Source organism: Alcanivorax sp. VBW004 (assembly GCF_009718865.1).
GTDB lineage: Bacteria > Pseudomonadota > Gammaproteobacteria > Pseudomonadales > Alcanivoracaceae > Alcanivorax.
On the sequence record NZ_WNHC01000001.1, the window covers coordinates 2,299,643 to 2,317,352 of the forward strand.

Annotated in this window: 14 protein-coding genes; 9 read left to right on the forward strand and 5 right to left on the reverse strand. The window is 57.2% G+C overall.

All coding sequences use genetic code 11. From position 1 onward, the window contains the following. Positions 1 to 96: 96 nt before the first annotated feature. The 6 genes from pepN (at position 97) to F1529_RS10525 (ending at position 11,277) form a co-directional block, all read left to right on the forward strand. Positions 97 to 2,718 (forward strand): aminopeptidase N, encoded by a 2,622-nt coding sequence (gene pepN / locus F1529_RS10500; protein ID WP_155134510.1) that lies wholly within the window; start codon positions 97 to 99, stop codon positions 2,716 to 2,718. 232 nt (positions 2,719 to 2,950) lie between these two features. Then, positions 2,951 to 4,978, forward strand: coding sequence for a DUF1302 domain-containing protein (locus F1529_RS10505; RefSeq protein WP_155134513.1), 2,028 nt, complete (start codon positions 2,951 to 2,953; stop codon positions 4,976 to 4,978). 46 nt (positions 4,979 to 5,024) lie between these two features. After that, positions 5,025 to 6,431 (forward strand): DUF1329 domain-containing protein, encoded by a 1,407-nt coding sequence (locus F1529_RS10510; RefSeq protein WP_039925801.1) that lies wholly within the window; start codon positions 5,025 to 5,027, stop codon positions 6,429 to 6,431. A 117-nt stretch (positions 6,432 to 6,548) separates the two neighbouring features. Further along, complete coding sequence (locus F1529_RS10515) at positions 6,549 to 7,640, forward strand: YCF48-related protein (RefSeq protein ID WP_155134516.1); 1,092 nt, start codon at positions 6,549 to 6,551, stop codon at positions 7,638 to 7,640. A gap of 11 nt (positions 7,641 to 7,651) precedes the next feature. Beyond that, the gene (locus tag F1529_RS10520) at positions 7,652 to 10,033 is read left to right on the forward strand and encodes an RND family transporter (RefSeq protein ID WP_007148966.1); all 2,382 of its coding nucleotides are present in this window, start codon (positions 7,652 to 7,654) and stop codon (positions 10,031 to 10,033) included. Positions 10,034 to 10,266: 233 nt separating this feature from the next. Beyond that, the gene (locus F1529_RS10525) at positions 10,267 to 11,277 is read left to right on the forward strand and encodes a quinone-dependent dihydroorotate dehydrogenase (protein WP_155134519.1); all 1,011 of its coding nucleotides are present in this window, start codon (positions 10,267 to 10,269) and stop codon (positions 11,275 to 11,277) included. Between the two features lie 217 nt (positions 11,278 to 11,494). Here F1529_RS10525 and rmf read toward each other — a convergent pair whose 3' ends face one another. Continuing rightward, positions 11,495 to 11,701 carry a ribosome modulation factor gene (gene rmf, locus F1529_RS10530; protein ID WP_007149522.1) on the reverse strand — a complete coding sequence of 69 codons (207 nt, stop codon included), beginning with the start codon at positions 11,699 to 11,701 and terminating at the stop codon, positions 11,495 to 11,497. A gap of 255 nt (positions 11,702 to 11,956) precedes the next feature. Between rmf and rlmKL the strand changes: the two genes are divergently transcribed. Then, a complete protein-coding gene (rlmKL, locus tag F1529_RS10535) occupies positions 11,957 to 14,071 on the forward strand; it encodes a bifunctional 23S rRNA (guanine(2069)-N(7))-methyltransferase RlmK/23S rRNA (guanine(2445)-N(2))-methyltransferase RlmL (RefSeq protein WP_155134522.1) in 2,115 nt (704 codons plus the stop codon). Next, positions 14,068 to 14,289: a glutaredoxin family protein gene (locus tag F1529_RS10540; protein WP_155134525.1), complete on the forward strand. Its 222-nt coding sequence runs from the start codon at positions 14,068 to 14,070 to the stop codon at positions 14,287 to 14,289. Before rlmKL ends, F1529_RS10540 begins: the two co-directional genes overlap by 4 nt. A gap of 93 nt (positions 14,290 to 14,382) precedes the next feature. Here the strand turns inward: F1529_RS10540 and F1529_RS10545 are convergent, their stop codons facing one another. The 3 genes from F1529_RS10545 to lexA are packed head-to-tail and all read right to left on the reverse strand — an operon-like array spanning position 14,383 to position 16,250. Beyond that, a complete protein-coding gene (locus tag F1529_RS10545) occupies positions 14,383 to 15,216 on the reverse strand; it encodes a TatD family hydrolase (protein ID WP_155134528.1) in 834 nt (277 codons plus the stop codon). Beyond that, the gene (locus tag F1529_RS10550; RefSeq protein WP_039925808.1) at positions 15,164 to 15,580 is read right to left on the reverse strand and encodes a DUF1499 domain-containing protein; all 417 of its coding nucleotides are present in this window, start codon (positions 15,578 to 15,580) and stop codon (positions 15,164 to 15,166) included. Before F1529_RS10550 ends, F1529_RS10545 begins: the two co-directional genes overlap by 53 nt. Positions 15,581 to 15,635: 55 nt before the next feature. Beyond that, on the reverse strand, positions 15,636 to 16,250 hold the full coding sequence (gene lexA, locus F1529_RS10555; RefSeq protein WP_007149021.1) for a transcriptional repressor LexA: 615 nt from the start codon (positions 16,248 to 16,250) through the stop codon (positions 15,636 to 15,638). 321 nt (positions 16,251 to 16,571) lie between these two features. On the opposite strand from lexA, the gene F1529_RS10560 reads away from it, so the two are divergent. Next, complete coding sequence (locus tag F1529_RS10560; RefSeq protein ID WP_007150848.1) at positions 16,572 to 17,222, forward strand: cyclic nucleotide-binding domain-containing protein; 651 nt, start codon at positions 16,572 to 16,574, stop codon at positions 17,220 to 17,222. 50 nt (positions 17,223 to 17,272) lie between these two features. Here the strand turns inward: F1529_RS10560 and F1529_RS10565 are convergent, their stop codons facing one another. Then, the gene (locus F1529_RS10565) at positions 17,273 to 17,710 is read right to left on the reverse strand and encodes a universal stress protein (RefSeq protein ID WP_007149061.1); all 438 of its coding nucleotides are present in this window, start codon (positions 17,708 to 17,710) and stop codon (positions 17,273 to 17,275) included.

Consider the following 17,710-nt stretch of genomic DNA (forward strand, 5'->3'; position numbering starts at 1 on the left):
GTTAGAACGACAACACCTCGCTTTTGCGGGGTGTTGTCGTTCTGGGGACGCGTTAAACTGCGCCTTCATTGATTCTTCCTGTCAGGAGTTGTTCTCATGGAAATTGGTCATGCAGCCGTCGCTATCACACGCCTTCAGGATTATTGTCCTCCTGCCTATCTGGTCGATAGCGTGGCACTGGATGTAGATATTCGCGATGGTGTGACCACGGTGACCAGTAGCCTGTCTCTGCGTCGCAATCCCGCCTCTCCTGACGCCACAGTAATGACCTTCAACGGTGAAGGCCTCCTCTTGCGCACTCTGGCGCTGGATGATGTGGTGCTCGATAGGGACCGCTATCACTATGAGAATGGCCTGTTAACTGTTGAGGGGTTGCCTGAAGTTTGCACACTCACTTCTGTGGTGGATATTGAGCCGGAAAAAAATACCGCGCTGGAAGGGTTGTACCAGTCCAATGGTATGTACTGCACCCAGTGCGAGGCGGAAGGCTTTCGCCATATTACCTTTTTCCCGGATCGCCCGGATGTGCTGGCCCGGTTCACTACCACCGTGCGGGCTGATAAAGCCCGTTATCCGTTGTTGCTCTCCAATGGTAATCCCGTGGCTTGGGGGGAGGAAGAGGAAGGCGGGAGCGGTCGCCACTGGGTGACCTGGGAAGACCCGTTCCCGAAACCCTGTTATCTGTTTGCGCTCGTAGCCGGAGACCTGGCGTGCCTGGAAGACACTTTCGTGACGGTATCCGGCCGCAAGGTGGCATTGCGCCTGTATGCCGAGCATCGTGATCTGGACAAGCTGGACCATGCCATGGCGTCGCTGAAAAACGCCATGCGCTGGGATGAGCAGGTTTACGGCCGGGAATACGATCTGGATATCTACATGATCGTGGCGGTCAGCCATTTCAACATGGGGGCCATGGAAAACAAGGGGCTGAATATTTTCAACACCTCCTGTGTGCTGGCGCATCCCTCCACCACCACAGACGCAGGGTTCCAGCGGGTGGAATCCGTGGTGGCTCACGAATACTTCCATAACTGGTCCGGTAACCGGGTGACCTGTCGCGACTGGTTCCAGCTAAGTCTGAAAGAAGGGTTTACGGTCTTTCGCGATCAGCAGTTTTCGGCGGACATGAATTCCGCCGCCGTTCAGCGGGTGGAGAACGTGGACTTCCTGGTGAACCACCAATTCCCGGAAGATCAGGGGCCCATGGCTCACGCCGTTCGTCCGGAGGAATACCAGAAAATTGATAACTTCTACACCCTGACCATTTATGAAAAGGGTGCGGAAATTGTTCGCATGCAGTATCACTTGCTGGGGGCGGAGAATTTCCGCAAGGCGACAGACCATTATTTCGAGGCGAATGATGGCAAAGCGGTAACCTGTGATGACTTCGTAGCCAGCATGGAGGCCGTTTCCGGCCGTGATCTGGGCCAGTTCAAGCGTTGGTACAGCCAGGCGGGCACGCCGGTGCTGACCGTTACCGACGAGTACCGTGAGGGGCGATATCACCTCACTTTTCGGCAACATACTCCTGCCACCCCCGGTCAGGAGGACAAGCAGCCTCTGGTGATCCCGATCCGTCTGGCCCTGTTGGATGGCCAGGGCGCCCCCTGTGCGCTGGACGCGAACGGGCAGGGTGAGCAGGTCATCATTGTGGACCAGGCACAAGAAACCGTGTCTTTCGCGGTGCCTGAGGGCGTGACGCCTTCGTTGCTGCGCGGCTTCTCTGCCCCGGTGGTGCTGGATTATGACTACACGCAGGCGCAGCTGGCACGACTGCTGGCTTATGACAGTGATGGCTATTGCCGCTGGAATGCGGCTCAGCGCCTTTACTTCGCCGCCCTGGATCGGCTGGTGGTTGAGCCCGGAGAGGCGGATGCAGAAGCTGCGGCGCTGGTGCCCGTGCTGGAGCAAGTCATTGCACGCAGCGATGAAGATCCCGCTCAGGCCGCGTTGTTGCTCACCTTGCCCAGTGAAGTGGCATTGGGTGACCGGCATACTCCCTTGAACCCGGCATCCATTCATCTGGCTCACCGTGCCATGAAACGGGCATTGGGCAAGGCCTTGCAGTCACACTGGCTGTCTCTGGCAGAAAACCTGCTGGCGACGGAATTGAGCATGGATGGCCGTGCCATGGGGCGACGGCAATTGCGTAATCTGGCGCTGGACTTTTTGGCAGCAGGCGGACACGACGAAGCGGCGCGATTGGCGGTTGAATTGTTTGAGCTTCCCCTGTGTATGAGTGAAGAGCTGGGGGCGCTGAAGGTGCTGGTGCACCATGACTTGCCGGGGGCGGACCAGGCTCTGGCGCAGTTTGCTGAGCGGTGGCAGGACGAAGCACTGGTGATGGATCAGTGGTTCGCGGTGCAGGCCACTGTACCGGGCGAGCAGACCGTCGATCGGGTCAATGGCTTGCTGGAGCATCCTGCCTTTGATTGGAAAACGCCGAACCGGGTGCGGGCTCTGGTGGGAACATTCACCAATGGCAACCCGTCGGCTTTCCATGCGGAAAGTGGGGCGGGGTACCGCTTGTTTGCCCAGGCGCTGTCCCGGTTGGATGCGATCAACCCGCAGGTGGCGGCCCGCCTGGCCAATGGCGCGGCGCGCTTGCCCAGGCTCGAACCGCAGCGGCGGGAGCGGCTGGCAGAAGTGCTTGCTAATGTGCAAAAAAATTCATCCGGTAACGTGGCAGAAGTGCTGGGCCGCATCCTGTCATCCTGATTCTGCGGACCTCACCGGATGGAGCTGTACGGGGCCAATAAAGGGATGACCGGCTAGTCGTTAATAATAGAGTACACAGGGGATTTATTTTTTTTCCTGATGTGTAAGAATTATGCATTAGCTCGGGCGGTGGTTTGTATCAGGAAGAATGATGGGACCTGCTGCAAATGGGAGCTGCTGTTGCCCGAGTAAAAAACAATAAAGCCATGCGCATGGCAATTCGGAGAGCTACATGAATAATAATCACCTGCGTAAAACCAGGCTGGCTATGGCTGTTGCCAGCATCACTGCCCTTACCGGGCTGTCCCTTCCTGCTTCAGCGGTCCAGCTGGATTTCGAGAATCCTGACTGGTCAGGGCGGCTGGATACGACCTTGTCAGTTGGTGCCCTGTTCCGGACGGAGGGGCAGGATTCCATGCTTGCCGCCACCGGTGACGTGGTGGACATGACCAAGGCCGGTTACGGTTCTCAGATCAACAAGAACGATGCCAATAATAACTACGATACGGGCCTGGCCTCTCTGGTGTACAAAATCACCCCGGAGCTGGATCTGAGCTGGCAGGGCAAGTACGGCATGTTCCTGCGTGGCACCGCCTTTTATGATCAGGTGATTATGGGCGGCGACCATAATGGCGGTGTTCTGAATGCGTCTGCCCCGTATGTACCAGGAAATGGTTTCAGCCGTTACGCGACCTATTCGGATTATGCCAACAATGGCACGGGTGATGACTTTACCCGTGATGCCGAGCGCTACGCCGGCCAGCGTGCGCGTATGCTGGATGCGTACGTGTGGGGCAACTTCGATATGTTCGAGCGCCCCCTGAACGTACGTCTTGGTCAGCAGGTGATTAACTGGGGTGAGGCGCTGTTCATGCAGAATGGTGTTAACACCGCCAACTATTTTGATCTGAATGCCTTGCGTCTGCCGGGTTCTGAAATCAAAGAGGCCTTGCTTCCCCTCAATAGCTTGTACTTCTCCTACGGCTTGACCTTCAATGCCACCCTTGAGGCGTTCTACCAGCTGGACTGGAAGAACTCGGAAGATGCGCCAACGGGTACCTACTTCTCCACCCATGATGCCTTCCCGGGCAAGGGTGCCGATAATGTGATCATCGATGGTCGGGTGGTTGCTCTGGGTGCTAACGCTCCGGGTCTTGAAGCTGCCTTTGCTGCTTACACTAGTGCAACCTATGGCGCAAACTTTGGCCCCAATGCTTCGAGCTATCCCTACGAACAAACCCAGGTCACGGTAGACCGCATCAGAGACAAAGAAGCTTCAGACAGTGGTCAGTTTGGCCTGGCATATCGTTATTTTGCTGAAGGCCTTAATGGCACGGAGTTCGCGCTGTATTACACCCGCACCCATGCGAAGACGCCGGTTGTGGGGGCTCGTCTGAATAATGTCCAGGCGGCACAAGGTGGTGGCGCGGCAGCGATGCCATTGATCATCGACACTGCAGAATATCAGATGGCGTACGCCGAAGATCAGGACATGATCGGTGGTAGCTTTAACACCAGCATTGGCAGCATGTCGCTGGCCGGTGAAATTGCTTACCGTCCCAAGCGTGCGATTATCAACGAAGCGGGTGATGACCTGATTTCTGCCCTGGCAGGAGCCGCTGGTAAATCCGCCGGTTTGCTGGGCCCTGATACTGTCGTGAGAATAGAAGATCTGACCGGGCATTGTGTGCGTGCAGAATTGGGTGGAAGCTGTCTGTCCGGCGATACAGTAGTCACTGATAGTGAGCTCTATTACTTCTATGACGAAGTGGAGAGCTACAACGGCTCTCTTGTCAGCATCTTTAACTTCGGTCCTACATTCGGTTCTGATGGCCTTATCGCCTTGCTGGAGCTGGGTGTTGAGCACATCGAAGGGCTGGAAAGCCCGGATGAAGAATACAACTCAACAGCGGCAATTCTGGAATCAGAAGCACAGATCCTGAGCCCGGATGATCCGAACAAGTACAACCTGGACCCCACCTCCTGGGGCTACCGTGCGGTGCTGAAGGCGGATTACAGTAACGTTTTCGCGGGTGTTTCCATGAGCCCAAGTGTACGTTTTGCCCATGATGTAAACGGTAACTCTCCGATTGGCGGCAACTTTATGGAAGATCGTAAGGCAGCCACCCTGGGCGTGAGTTTCCTGTACTTGAACAACCTGGAAGTGGCCATGTCTGGTACTACCTTCTGGGGCGCCAAATATTCCAACAAACTGGCCGACCGGAACAACGCTTCGGTTTCTGTTAAGTACTCTTTCTAATTTGTTCCAGGCCGGAATGCCGGCCTGTTTTTAACGGAGAGCAATCATGTTGAAGAAATTGACCGCAATGGGTGGTGCACTGGCACTGTCTCTGAGCGTAGCGGCCAATGTGCACGCTGGTGTTTCCAGCCAGGAAGCGGCGAAGCTGGGTAAATCCCTGACGCCATTCGGTGCACAGATTAAAGGCAACGGCAAAGCGATCTCTACAGGTCTGGGTATCCCGGATTACACCGGTGGCATTCAGCGCAAGGATATTCCCAAGGAATACACCCGCCCGGGCCAGCATCACCCGGACCCGTACAAGTCTGACAAAATCGCCTTCACCATCAACGCCCAGAACGTGTCCCAGTATGCGGACAAGGTGCCGGATGGTGTGCAGGCCATGCTGAAAACCTACCCGGACACCTTCAAGCTGAACGTGTATCCGAGCCATCGCTCCACGTCTGCACCGCAATGGGTGTACGACAACACCAAAAGCAACGCGACCAAAGCCAAGCTGGGTGAAACCGGCGTGGATAACGCCTTTGGCGGTATTCCGTTCCCGATTCTGAGTGGTAGCAACGAGCAGAAAGCCAAGCAGGCAATCTGGAATCACATTCTGCGCTGGCGTGGTCTGTACGTGGTGCGTCGTGCGTCAGAAGTGGCCGTTCAGCGTAGCGGTGCCTACTCGCTGATTACCTCGCAGCAGGAAGTGTATTTCCGTTATTACGATCCGAAGTACAACTTCGACTCCCTGGATAACATCATTTTCTACTACCTGTCCTTCACCAAAGCGCCGGCACGTCTGGCCGGTGGTGCGGTACTGGTACACGAAATGCTGGACCAACAGAAAATGCCGCGCCAAGCGTGGGGCTACAATGCCGGCCAGCGTCGTGTGCGTCGTGCACCGAACCTGGCTTACGATACGCCGATTGCGGCGGCCGATGGCCTGCGTACGGCAGACGACACCGACATGTATAACGGTGCGCCGGACAAGTACAACTGGAAGCTGGTTAGCGATAAGCCAGTAGAAATGTTCATCCCGTACAACAACTACAAGCTGGACAGCCCGGATGTGAAGTACGAGACCTTGCTGCAGAAGGGTCACGTCAATTCGGATTACCAGCGCTGGGAGTTACACCGTGTCTGGGTGGTGGAAGCAACCTTGAAAGAAGGTGAGCGCCACATCTACGAGAAGCGTCGCTTCTATATTGATGCGGATTCCTGGCAGATTGCCGCCATCGACCAGTACGACCGTCGTGGCGAGCTGTGGCGCGTCAGCCTGGCTTACATCAAGAACTACTACGAAGTACCGACCCAGTGGACCGCTCTGGATACGTTCCACGACCTGCGTGCTCAGCGTTATCACGTGCAGTTCCTGGATAACGAAGAGTCAACGATGCTTGATTACAGCCAGCCGGTACCCGGCGACCGCTATTTCCACCCGGCAGCGCTACGCCGCCGCGGTCGTTAATTATAAAAACGCCGGCTCCTTGAAGCCGGCAATGCAAAACGACCGGGAGGCCGCCCATGGCTCCCGGTCGTTTTGTGCTCGGCCCTGAAAAAGGGCCCTCGGGAAGAGTAAGGGACAATGAAAAAAACAGTGCTAATGGCTTTTTCGGCCATACTGTCTGCGCCCCTGCAGGCAGATTTCGTTTCGAATGATGCGCCTTTGGTCACCGCTAACAATTACCTGGATATCGCCTATGCTGATAGCCGGATTGTTGCTGTGGGCGACCGGGGTAAAATTCTCTATTCCGATGATCAGGGCGATCACTGGAAGCAGGCGGTAACGCCATCTGAAGTATTGCTTACTTCGGTGTGTTTTGCTGATGCTCGCCACGGCTGGGCGGTTGGCCACGATGCGGTGGTACTGGGCAGCGATGATGGTGGGGAAACCTGGACCGTGCAGTACAGCGACCCTCTGGGTAGTGGCGAGGATGATGCGGCGCCGGTTGAGGAGGAGCTGGATGACTACGCCATGGATGATCTCTATGGCGACCCGTACGGTGATGATGCCTACGGTGATGAAGGCGACGATCTCTATGGCGATAGTGCTGCCATGGCACCGGTAGATACATCCGGTGCACCGTTGCTGGATGTGTTCTGCGATAGCCGTGATCGTGCGGTTGCTGTGGGCGGGTATGGCTACTTCCTGCGAACCACCGATGGTGGCGAAACCTGGAATAAAGCCCTGGATAGCCTGGATAACCGTGATGGCTGGCATTTGTATGACTATGCCGCTGCCAAAGGCGGGAACGATCGTTATGTCGTGGGCGAAAAAGGCGTGATGTTCCACTCTGCCGACAAAGGTGTGAGCTGGGAAAAACTGCAAAGTCCTTATAACGGTACCCTGTTCGGGGTGACGGCGATTTCTGATTATAAAGCTTTGACCTATGGCCTTCAGGGCAATGTGTGGTTGACGGCTAATCGGGGGCGCAGCTGGGCAAAAATTCCCTCAAAGCTGAGCCGCGGCGTGAACGATGGCACCGTACTGGCGGATGGCACTGTGGTGCTGGTCACTAACGCCGGTGGCATCCTTACCAGCCATGATGGCGGTCAATCTTTTTCCCTGCGGTTCTTGCCGGATCGCGATTCTATCTCCGCAGTTCTTCCCCGTGATGCGGGTGGCATTCTTGTCGCCGGGCAGGGTGGGTTGCGTGTGATCGAAGACGTTAAATAAGGGGCACAGCAATGTCAGGTCGCATTTCCAAAAGTATTGCCAGTGGGCTGTTCGCTGTTCGGCCCCTGATTCTGCTGGCCTTTATCGCAGCCACCGTGCTGTTGGGTTTCCAGGCCAGCAAGATCGAACTGAACACCGATATCCGCAAGATGGTCCCGCTGGATCATCCTTATATCCAGAATTTCCTCGAACACCAGAATGATTTGAGCCTGGGTAATGACGTCCGCGTGATTGTTGCGGAAACCCAGGGCGATGACATCTTCAACGAAGACTATGTCAACGCGTTGAAAGAAGTCACTGACGAAGTCTTTGCACTGGAAGGCGTTGATCCGAGCAAAATCCGTTCGCTGTGGACCAGCAATGTTCGCTGGAACGAAGTGACCGAGCAGGGCTTTCAGGGCGGGGAAGTGATTCCTGCAGGCTATGATGGCTCACAAGATTCACTGGAACAGCTGCGTACCAACGTGCTGCGTTCCGGGCAGGTGGGTCGTCTGGTTGCCGATAACTTCCAGTCCAGCGTGGTGCACGCTTATTTGCTGGATGCCTTGGGCGATGACGGTGTCGATATTCCGGCCCTGTCGGCCCGGCTGGAAGAGATCCGCGGCAAGTATCAGGATAAATACCCGAACGTTCGTATTCACATTGTCGGCCTGGCCAAAAAAGCCGGTGACGTGATGGCAGCGGCGGAAGAAGTAGCCATGTTCTTCTTCTTCACCCTGGGGTTGATCGCGCTGTTGCTGTTGATCGACACCCGCTGCCTGCGCAGTGCGCTGACCGTGACGGCCTGTTCCTTTGTGGCCGTGATCTGGCAGCTGGGCATTGTCAGCAGCCTGGGCTTCACCATTGACCCGTATTCCATGCTGGTGCCGTTCCTGGTGTTTGCCATTGCGGTATCACACGGTGTTCAGATCGTTAACACCCTGGCCAACTATGCAGCAGAAGGGCGTAGCTCGCTGGATTCGGCCCGCTCTACGTTCCAGGCGCTGTGTGTGCCGGGCATGGTGGCGCTGGTGTCGGATGCCATCGGTTTCCTCACCCTCTACATGATCGATGTGGGCGTGATTCGTGAGCTGGCGATGGCGGCGAGCATCGGCGTGGCGGTGATCATCATTTCCAACCTGGTCGTTGTCCCGCTGGTATTGTCTTACTTGGGCGTGAGTGGTGCTTCCATTCGCAAGATTCAGGCAGGGGAAAAGAAAGATCACCCGCTGGCGGGGCTGTTTGCCCGCTTTACTCGCACTCCGTTGGCAGCGCTATCTATTGTTGTGGCTGTTGCGGGTTATGGTGCCGGTATTTATCTCAGTCAGGATCTCAAAATTGGTGATCTGGACAAAGGGGCCCCCGAATTGTGGCCGGACCCGTGTGAAGACATGGATTGCCCGCGCGGCTATGAGCCCAAGCCACGCTACCGTTACAACCATGACGTGAACTTCCTGGTATCCAATTACTCGGTAAGTGCGGATGTGCTGGTGGTCATGGGCAAGACACCTATGGAGTCCTGTAATACCTATCAGGCCATGCAGACCGTGGATGACCTGGCGTGGAACCTGCGTAACGTGGAAGGAGTGCAAGACGTCACGACCATCGCGTCTGCAACGAAGCTGATCTCGACCAACATGAATGAAGGGTCCATGAAATGGGCGACCATTTCCCGGGATCAGTATGCGCTGAATAACGTCATGAGCTTCATGCCGGACAGCCTGTACAACCTGGATTGCTCCCTGACGCCGGTTTACGTGTTCCTGGACGATCACAAGGCAGAAACACTGGAGCGCGTTACCGGGGCTGTGGCAGAGTTTGCCGAGGCCCGTAACAACAAGGATGTGATGGAGCTGAAGCTGGCCTCGGGTAACGCGGGCGTGGAAGCAGCAACCAACCAGACCATCGCCGCCAGCCAGTACCCCATGCTGGCTCTGGTTTATGCGGTGGTGTCGGTGCTGATTCTGATCGCTTTCCGTTCTTTCCGTGCGGTGATTTGTATCATCGTACCGTTGGGGCTTACCTCGATTCTCTGTCAGGCACTGATGGCTCACCTTGGCATCGGGGTAAAAGTCGCCACTCTGCCGGTGATTGCTCTGGGTGTGGGTATCGGTGTGGATTACGGTATTTATATCTACAGCAAGCTGTCTGAATACCTGAAGCAGGGTATGGAGCTGGAAGAAGCCTACAAGCAGACCCTGAAAACCACGGGTAAGGCGGTGGCGTTCACCGGTATTACCCTGGCGGTAGGTGTTGTCTTCTGGGTATTCAGTTCCATCAAGTTCCAGGCGGACATGGGCATCCTGCTGACCTTTATGTTCCTGTGGAACATGATCGGCGCCCTGTGGCTTCTGCCGGCTCTGGCTCGCTTCCTGCTCAAGCCGGACCCGGCCCGCGCCAAACTGCGCAGTTAACTGGCGCGCTGATTTCGTTGGTTATGTTCAAGCCCGGCTCTGCCGGGCTTTTTTTATGCCGTTTCGCGGCTGCAACACGGTTTTCGCTACATGCAGCATGCCCGATGTAGTGGGCTGTGGGAGCGGGTGGCTCATGGGCCGGGACACCATTCGCCCACTGTCGGACACAAAACATCGAAGTCACCGGGGCCGTTGGCTATAATGCCGCCGATTACCACCGATCGGGTTATTTCATGCTGTACTCCCTGGCACGACCTTTACTGTTCTCTCTCTCTGAAGAGCATTCCCACGAGCTGACGCTGGCAATGCTGCGCAAGCGGGCAGGCAAGTTGTGGCCTGGCACGGTGCCGGCGGCGCCCAAAGAAGTGATGGGAATCGAGTTTGCCAATCCGGTGGGGCTGGCTGCAGGGCTGGACAAGAATGGTGACTGCATCGATGGGCTGGCTGATCTGGGTTTTGGCTTCCTTGAAGTGGGGACGGTTACGCCACGTCCGCAACTGGGCAATCCTCAGCCGCGCCTGTTCCGCCTTCCCCAGGCCCAGGCCCTGATCAACCGGATGGGCTTCAATAATCTGGGAGTGGAATATCTGGTAGGGGCGGTGAAACGTAGCCGCTATAAAGGAGTGCTGGGGATCAACATTGGCAAGAACAAGGATACCCCGGTGGAAGATGCGGTTCAGGACTACCTGATCTGCCAGCAGAAAGTGCACGCCTATGCCAGCTACCTGGTGGTCAATGTGTCCTCACCCAATACGCCGGGTTTACGCTCTCTGCAGCACGGTGCGGCTCTGGATGAGCTGCTGGGTACGTTGCGCGAAGCCCAGACGCGCCTGGACCAGGAACACCGTCGCCGGGTGCCGCTGGTGATCAAGATTGCCCCGGATAACAGCGAAGAAGAGCTGCAGGGGATGGCAGAAGCCTTTGTGCAGCACGGAATCGACGGTGTGTGCGTGGGTAATACCACCTTGTCCCGCGAAGGCGTGCAGGGCCTGAAGCACGGAGAGGAACAAGGTGGGCTCAGTGGCGCGCCGTTAACCCCCATTGCCAACCGGGCGCTGGCTGCCATGCGCCATGCGCTTAATGGTCGTATCCCGATTATTGGCGTGGGGGGCATTAATAGCGCCGATGATGCACTGGAAAAGCAGCGTCAGGGGGCGGATCTGGTGCAGATTTACAGTGGCCTGATCTACCAGGGCCCGGGCCTGATCGGTGATATTGCCCGGGCCTGGCCGAAAGGCATTTGAGCTACAGGCGCAACGGGTTGTCAGCAGCCTGCTAGAGCTTTATACGGAGTCGCTGTAGGCGTTCCCTGCCAGGGGACGAACCTCGAGTAGCGAGGGTGTTCGCTGTGGTGAAAGGGTTTGATTGTGACGGGCATTAAAGACGGACATTAAAAAGGGCCCGGGTGGGGCCCTGTGGGTCGGCGCGTTGAACGCGTCGGCGTTGTGAAACTGGAAGAAATTAACCGATATTTTTCAGATTCTGAATGCTGGCGACGCCGAGCATTCCGTGAGCAAAGTCAGTGCGACCTTCGCGCCATCCCCCCATCCAGTTGGTGCGTGCCTGGAGCGTGCCAAACGGGCAGTCTTCACGGGATTTTCCATCCAGGCCGGCGTTGTATCCCCGGTTGTAAGCGCGGTCGTCTTTACTACGTTTTTGTCGCTTCATAAACGCTTTCCCTTTCACAGATAGCGGTACCGAAAAATGGCCCCTCGGCTAAAAACGTAGCCAAGTAGCGGGGCCGACACATTCAGTATGGGAAAGCGGTAAGGTGGTGTCGAATACCATGTAGCAATATGGTCAGTGCTGGTTAAGCATATGACGTATAAAGGACAGGTTGATGACCGTTTGTGTAATGCCATGAAAAACAAGTAGTTAGTTTTTCGCATAGGGCATGAATCAGTCACTTAAGAGGATTTGGTAATGGAATTTGTGGCCACCTGCATGCCAGGCCTGGCAGATTTGCTCAGTGACGAATTGTCTTCACTGGGCATATCCGTAACAGAAGCTGGGCGGGCTCATGTGAGTTTCTCCGGGGGCTCGGCGGACGCCCTCAAGGTGTGCCTGTGGTCTCGCCTGTCCGAGCGGGTGCTGTTGCATCTGGCGACGCTGGGGGTGACGCCGGACATTGCTCCGGAAAAGCTGGCGGCTAGTCAGGACTGGCTGTCGCTGGTAGCGAATGACGCCCCTGTACACGTGCATATTGAGCACGGTGCGGAAGTGCGTGGCGATAACCGGATCAGTGCCAAGCGTTTTATCCAGGCGCTGCCCGAGCAGTTTACGATTTCCCGGGAGCCGAAGGGTAGCTGCTGCATCCGTGCCCGCCTGGACCTGAACGAAGCGCACTTGTGGCTGGACCTGGCCGGTGAGCCCCTGCATCGCCGCGGCTACCGCCTTGCGGGCGGTCGGGCGCCACTGCGTGAAACCCTGGCGGCGGCCATGTTGTGGGCCATTGGTTGGGGTAAAGCAGAGCGACCCCCTGCCTTGCTGGACCCGTTCTGTGGCAGTGGCACCCTGGTGATAGAGGCGGCCCTGATGGCTGCCGGGCGCGCCGCCGGTGCCCAGCGTCAGCACTACGGCTTCCAGCACTGGCGGGGTTGTCGTCGCCAGCTGTGGCTGGATGCCCAGAAGGAGGCGGGGGAGAGCGCCAATCGTCCGGTGCCTGCGCTGTCGTTGAAGGGGTTTGATGCTGATGGCAAGACTTTGCCGTTGGCGTTGCAGAATGCCGAGCGCGCCGGGGTGCGCAATGCGATCCATTTTGAGCGCCGGGAGCTGGGTGCGTTGCGACCGCGTGACTTTGCGGCCAACGGCATTGTGGTGGGCAACCCGCCCTGGGGCGAGCGTCTGGACGAGAAGCAGCAGGCGGGCTGGCTACACTATGCCATCGGCCGGATTCTGGCGCTGCGCGCGCCCGGTTATCAGGCGTTACTGTTGGGCGCGGATGTGGACGTGATGGACCGTTCCGGCATGAATCTGGAGCGGCAATGGCGCTTGAAGAACGGGCCGTTCAATAATTTTATTCGCCTGTATTCACCGCGTAAGCCGACGCCACCTGCTGTGGCACAAGTCGCCGACGAGGGCGCATTCAATGTCCCGGAAGGTGCGCAACCGTTACTTAACCGTTTGCGTAAAAACGGCAAGCACTTGCGTCGCTGGCTGGAACGGGAGGATATCCAGTGCTATCGCCTTTACGACCGTGATCTACCGGAATTCAACGTGGCGGTGGATATCTATGGCGACCAGGTGCTGGTGCAGGAATTCAAGGCGCCGAAAACGATTGATCCTGAAAAGGCCAAAGCGCGGCGTGACTGGGCGGTAACCGCGGTGCGTGCTGCCCTCGGCGTACACCGTGAGCAGGTGCACTTGCGCACACGCGAGAAGCAAAAGGGCAACCAGCAATACCAGAAGCTGGATACCCAGGGGCACTACCGGGTAGTGCGTGAAGGCCAGGCTCAGTTGCTGATTAACCTGCAGGACTACCTGGATACCGGCCTGTTTCTGGATCACCGTCCCACGCGTTTGCGCATTGCGGAGCAGGCCAGCGGGAAACGCTTCCTGAATCTGTTTGCCTACACCGGGTCGGCCACGGTGCATGCTGCCGTGGGCGGCGCCAAACGCACGGTGACAGTGGATTCGTCGAAGCGTTATCTGGACTGGACCGCCTGCAATCTGGCGGCCAATGGCTTCTCCACCGACCAGCACGAGCTGGCTCGTATGGATGCCATGCGCTGGCTGGATGAGTGCAAGGAACAGTTTGATCTGGTGTTTTGCGATCCGCCCACTTTTTCCAACAACAAATCACGCAGTGACTTCGTGGTGGAAGAGCATCATGGCGATTTGATTCGCAAGATCATGCGTTGCCTGGAACCGGGTGGGGTGTTGTATTTTTCCTGTAATTACCGCCGTTTCCAGATGGATGAAAGCATCAGTAAATGGTTCGACGTGGAAGATATTTCTCGTTGGAGTATCCCTGAAGATTTCCGCCGAAATGAGAAAATCCATTACTGTTACGCGATTCGCCATGTGGAGGATGCATGACGGTTGTGCTCTACACCACCCTGGGTTGCCACCTGTGTGAGCAAGCGAAGGAACTGGTGGCCATGGTGAATCCGGGGCTGGTGCTTACCCCGGTGGATATCGCTGAGGATGATGCCTTGATCGAGCAGTACGGTGAGCGGATTCCGGTGTTGGTGCGCGAGGGCAAAGAGCTGGCCTGGCCGTTCGGTGTGCTCGATGTGCAGCAGTTCCTGTCCTGATGTGGGGGCCGGGTGGTGCCGCCCAGGCTCTCTGTGCCCTTGGCTAAACCCGGCCCGCAGCCCTTGCGGCTCCGTGATGGAATGACGGGCCGGTTAGCGAAATAACGCTAACGCATTTTGATAGGTCATGGCGGCCACGTCCTGTGTCTGCTGCCCGCGTAGCTGTGCGACCCGCTGGCCAATCCAGGGGAGTAGTGCCGGTTCGTTACGGCGTTTTTTCGGGGGAGGCTCCGGCAGGTCCCGGGGTAGCAGGTAGGGGGCGTCAGTTTCCAGCAGCAGGCGCTGATCCGGAATATTGGGCACCAGTTCTGCCAGTGGCTTGCCGCGGCGCTCGTCGCAAACCCAGCCGGTAATGCCGATATGGCAATCCAGATCCAGATAGTCAAACAGAGCCTGACGCGACCCGGTGAAGCAATGCACGACGGCGCCGGGCAGATCGTCGCGGAACGCTTTCAGGATAGGCAGAAAACGCTCATGGGCATCGCGCTCATGGAGGAAAACAGGCAGTTTCATCTCTGCCGCCAGCGCTAGCTGGGCCTCGAAGGCGCGCTCCTGGTCCGGTCGTGGAGAAAAGTCCCGGTTGAAATCCAGTCCCATCTCACCTGCAGCTTTCGTCTGCTCATGGGCGAGCAACTCGTGCAGTTCTTTTTCCAGGGCAGGCGAGTAAAAGCGGGCGCTGTGCGGGTGCAGCCCGGCGGTAGCAAACAGGGTGGGATGTTCGTCGGCCAGGGCAATGGCGGCGCGTGACTCGTCGATGTTGGTACCGGTAATCAGTTGCCAGGCAACCCCGGCCGAGGCCGCCCGTTCAATCACCGTTTCGCGATCGTCGTTGAATTGCCGGTCGGTCAGGTTAACCCCGATATCGGCCCATTGATCAGACGCGGTGTTCTGCGTTTCCGAAGGCGTGTTGCTGTGAGGTGCGGTCATCGGTGTCCTGTTCAGATAGCTGCTCGCGCAGGGATTCTACCCGACGACGGTTCGCACCTAAATCCCAGTAGCCTGTCCGCGAGGCCGAGCGCACTTCCACCACACCGTTATCGCGAACATAGAAGGTCACATCGTCCACAAACCGCAGAACCCGGCTGGTGAAGCGAGCCTGGATGCGTGACTGACCTACCACGTCATAGTCCACACGGGGCAGGTTGCCAAGCAGGCTTTCCAGCTTTTTCAGGCTGCTTTGCCGGTCGGCGCCTACCTGTAGAGGAGCGACTCGCTTGTCGGCCTGTGTCGCCAGGCTGGACACACAGTTGGGTGAGTCCGGACAGGGCGCAAGAAGATGGGTATCAGCCATGGCAAATGCACTCCATACAATCAGGCAAGTGCCTATACCCGTGTGGATACAGGCTTTAATAAGAGTTCGGATCACGAATCAGCCCCACGAAAATGCCTTCGATGATAAGTTGATCAGCGGGCACCTTGATCGGCTCATAGGCTTCGTTGGCCGGCAGCAGGGTGGCGCTGGATTTATTCAACTTTAAGGTCTTCACCGTGACTTCTTCGTCAATGCGGGCCACTACGATTTCACCCGTGCGCGCCACATTGGATTTGCGTACCGCAATCAGGTCACCGTCGAAGATACCCGCATCTACCATACTGTCGCCCTGTACCTTCAACAGGTAGGTAGGGCGTTGCTTGAACAGCCCCTGGGGGACCGGCACGGTGCGTTCCACGTTTTCGATGGCTTCGATGGGAACGCCTGCGGCGACCCTGCCGACGATGGGCAGTTCTTCTTCGCCCCAGTAGGCGTTATCCAGCAGCTGAATGCCCCGCGAGCGGTCACTGTGCAGCTTGATATAGCCCTTGCGTTCAAGGGCACGGAGATGATCCGAGGCCGCATTCTTGGACTGGAACCCCATGATGTCGGCAATCTCTGCACGGGTGGGGGCCATGCCGCTGTCCGAGAGGCATTCGCGGATGCAATCGAGAACCTGCTGCTGTCGGTCGGTAAGTTTGCTGCTCATAACCTTCTCCCTGTTTCCTGCAGAGTGGAGTGCCCGCCGGTGGCCGTGCAGGCAACCTTGCCGGGGTCGTATTCATCCCATGCCTGTCACGGGTGGCTGTAGGCATTTGTATGGTTGCGTGCCTGGGCTTGTAAGTCGTGGCTGACAGGCAGTGCTACATTCTGGATGCTAGCACAGGCACTGATAATATGAACAGTGTTATTTGAACAGTTGTCGGGCGAGGTTTTATCCCGCTTTTACGTCCATGTCGTTGCTCTGTTAAGGCGCGGGTACTAGCATGTGGAGTTGATAGAAATGCCATCAAGACAGTGGGGATAATGGATGGAGCAGGCCAATAATAACGATTTCGGCCAGCAACGGCGGCGCCAGCTGTTGGCTGGTGTGCCGTTTTTTAATGAAATCGCCCGGGATGATCAGGACGAATTTGAACAGCTTGAAAAGACTACCCGCCTTTGGGTGGCGGCTTCCGGAGAAAGCGTCATTCGGGCCGGTGATGTGGATTCCACTCTGTATTTTCTGCTTCGGGGGCAGCTGGAAGTGCTCTCGGACACCGCGCCGGAATCCCCGCTTTATTATGTATCTCCGGGGGAGGTCTTCGGCACCCTGTCCATGCTGTTAGGGACACCGCGCAGTGCCACGATTACGGTGGCAGACAACGCCCGCGAAGCGGTGTTGGCGAGCCTGGATTTCAATGAATTCAATGACGATGATGGCCCTTATTCGCTGGCGACCCGATTGGCGTTTTTCCATATGATTGTTCACCACATTCGCTGGACACTGGAAGTGAAGCGAATGCAGGCGCCGACCCATGAACTGGTGCATTCCATGCGCAAGCTGCCGGTTTTTCACGGAGAGAAGAACAGCCCGGAAGAGCTGGCCGCGTTGAAGGTGCAGGCCCAGGGGCTGGCTGAATTGCTGTGCCGCTGGAATGGAGAAGGGCAGGCGAGCACCGGCACACTACAACTGACCTGATTCACGCTTGCGCCAGCTTGCGTGCGGAATTCCTTTACGGCTCGTTGCGGCTACTGATCGACCTTGACGGCCAGTACGTCGCAATGAGCCCCGGGCACCAGGCCGCGTGCGGTCGAGCCCAGCAGCAGGGCCAGCCCACTGCGGGTATGGCTGCCCACCACGATCAAATCCGCCCCTATCTTGTCCGCCTTGTCGAGAATGGTCTTTTCGATGGACCCCATATCCACATAAACGTTGGCTTCGGGAATGTTGTATTGCCCTGCGTATTTGTCCGCCATTTCACGGGCCTGTTTCATCAGGCCGCTTTGCAAGTCCGTCACATCCATGGGCACATCCGCCCCGTAGGCCAGGGCCAGTGGTTCGATGACATGGATCAGATGCAGCTCACCGTCATTGCCTGACAGCACGCCTGCTGCGCGGGACAGCACCTGGGGGGATTCGTCGCTGCCATCGATGGCAACCAGAATTTTGCGGTAGGGACTGGGCAC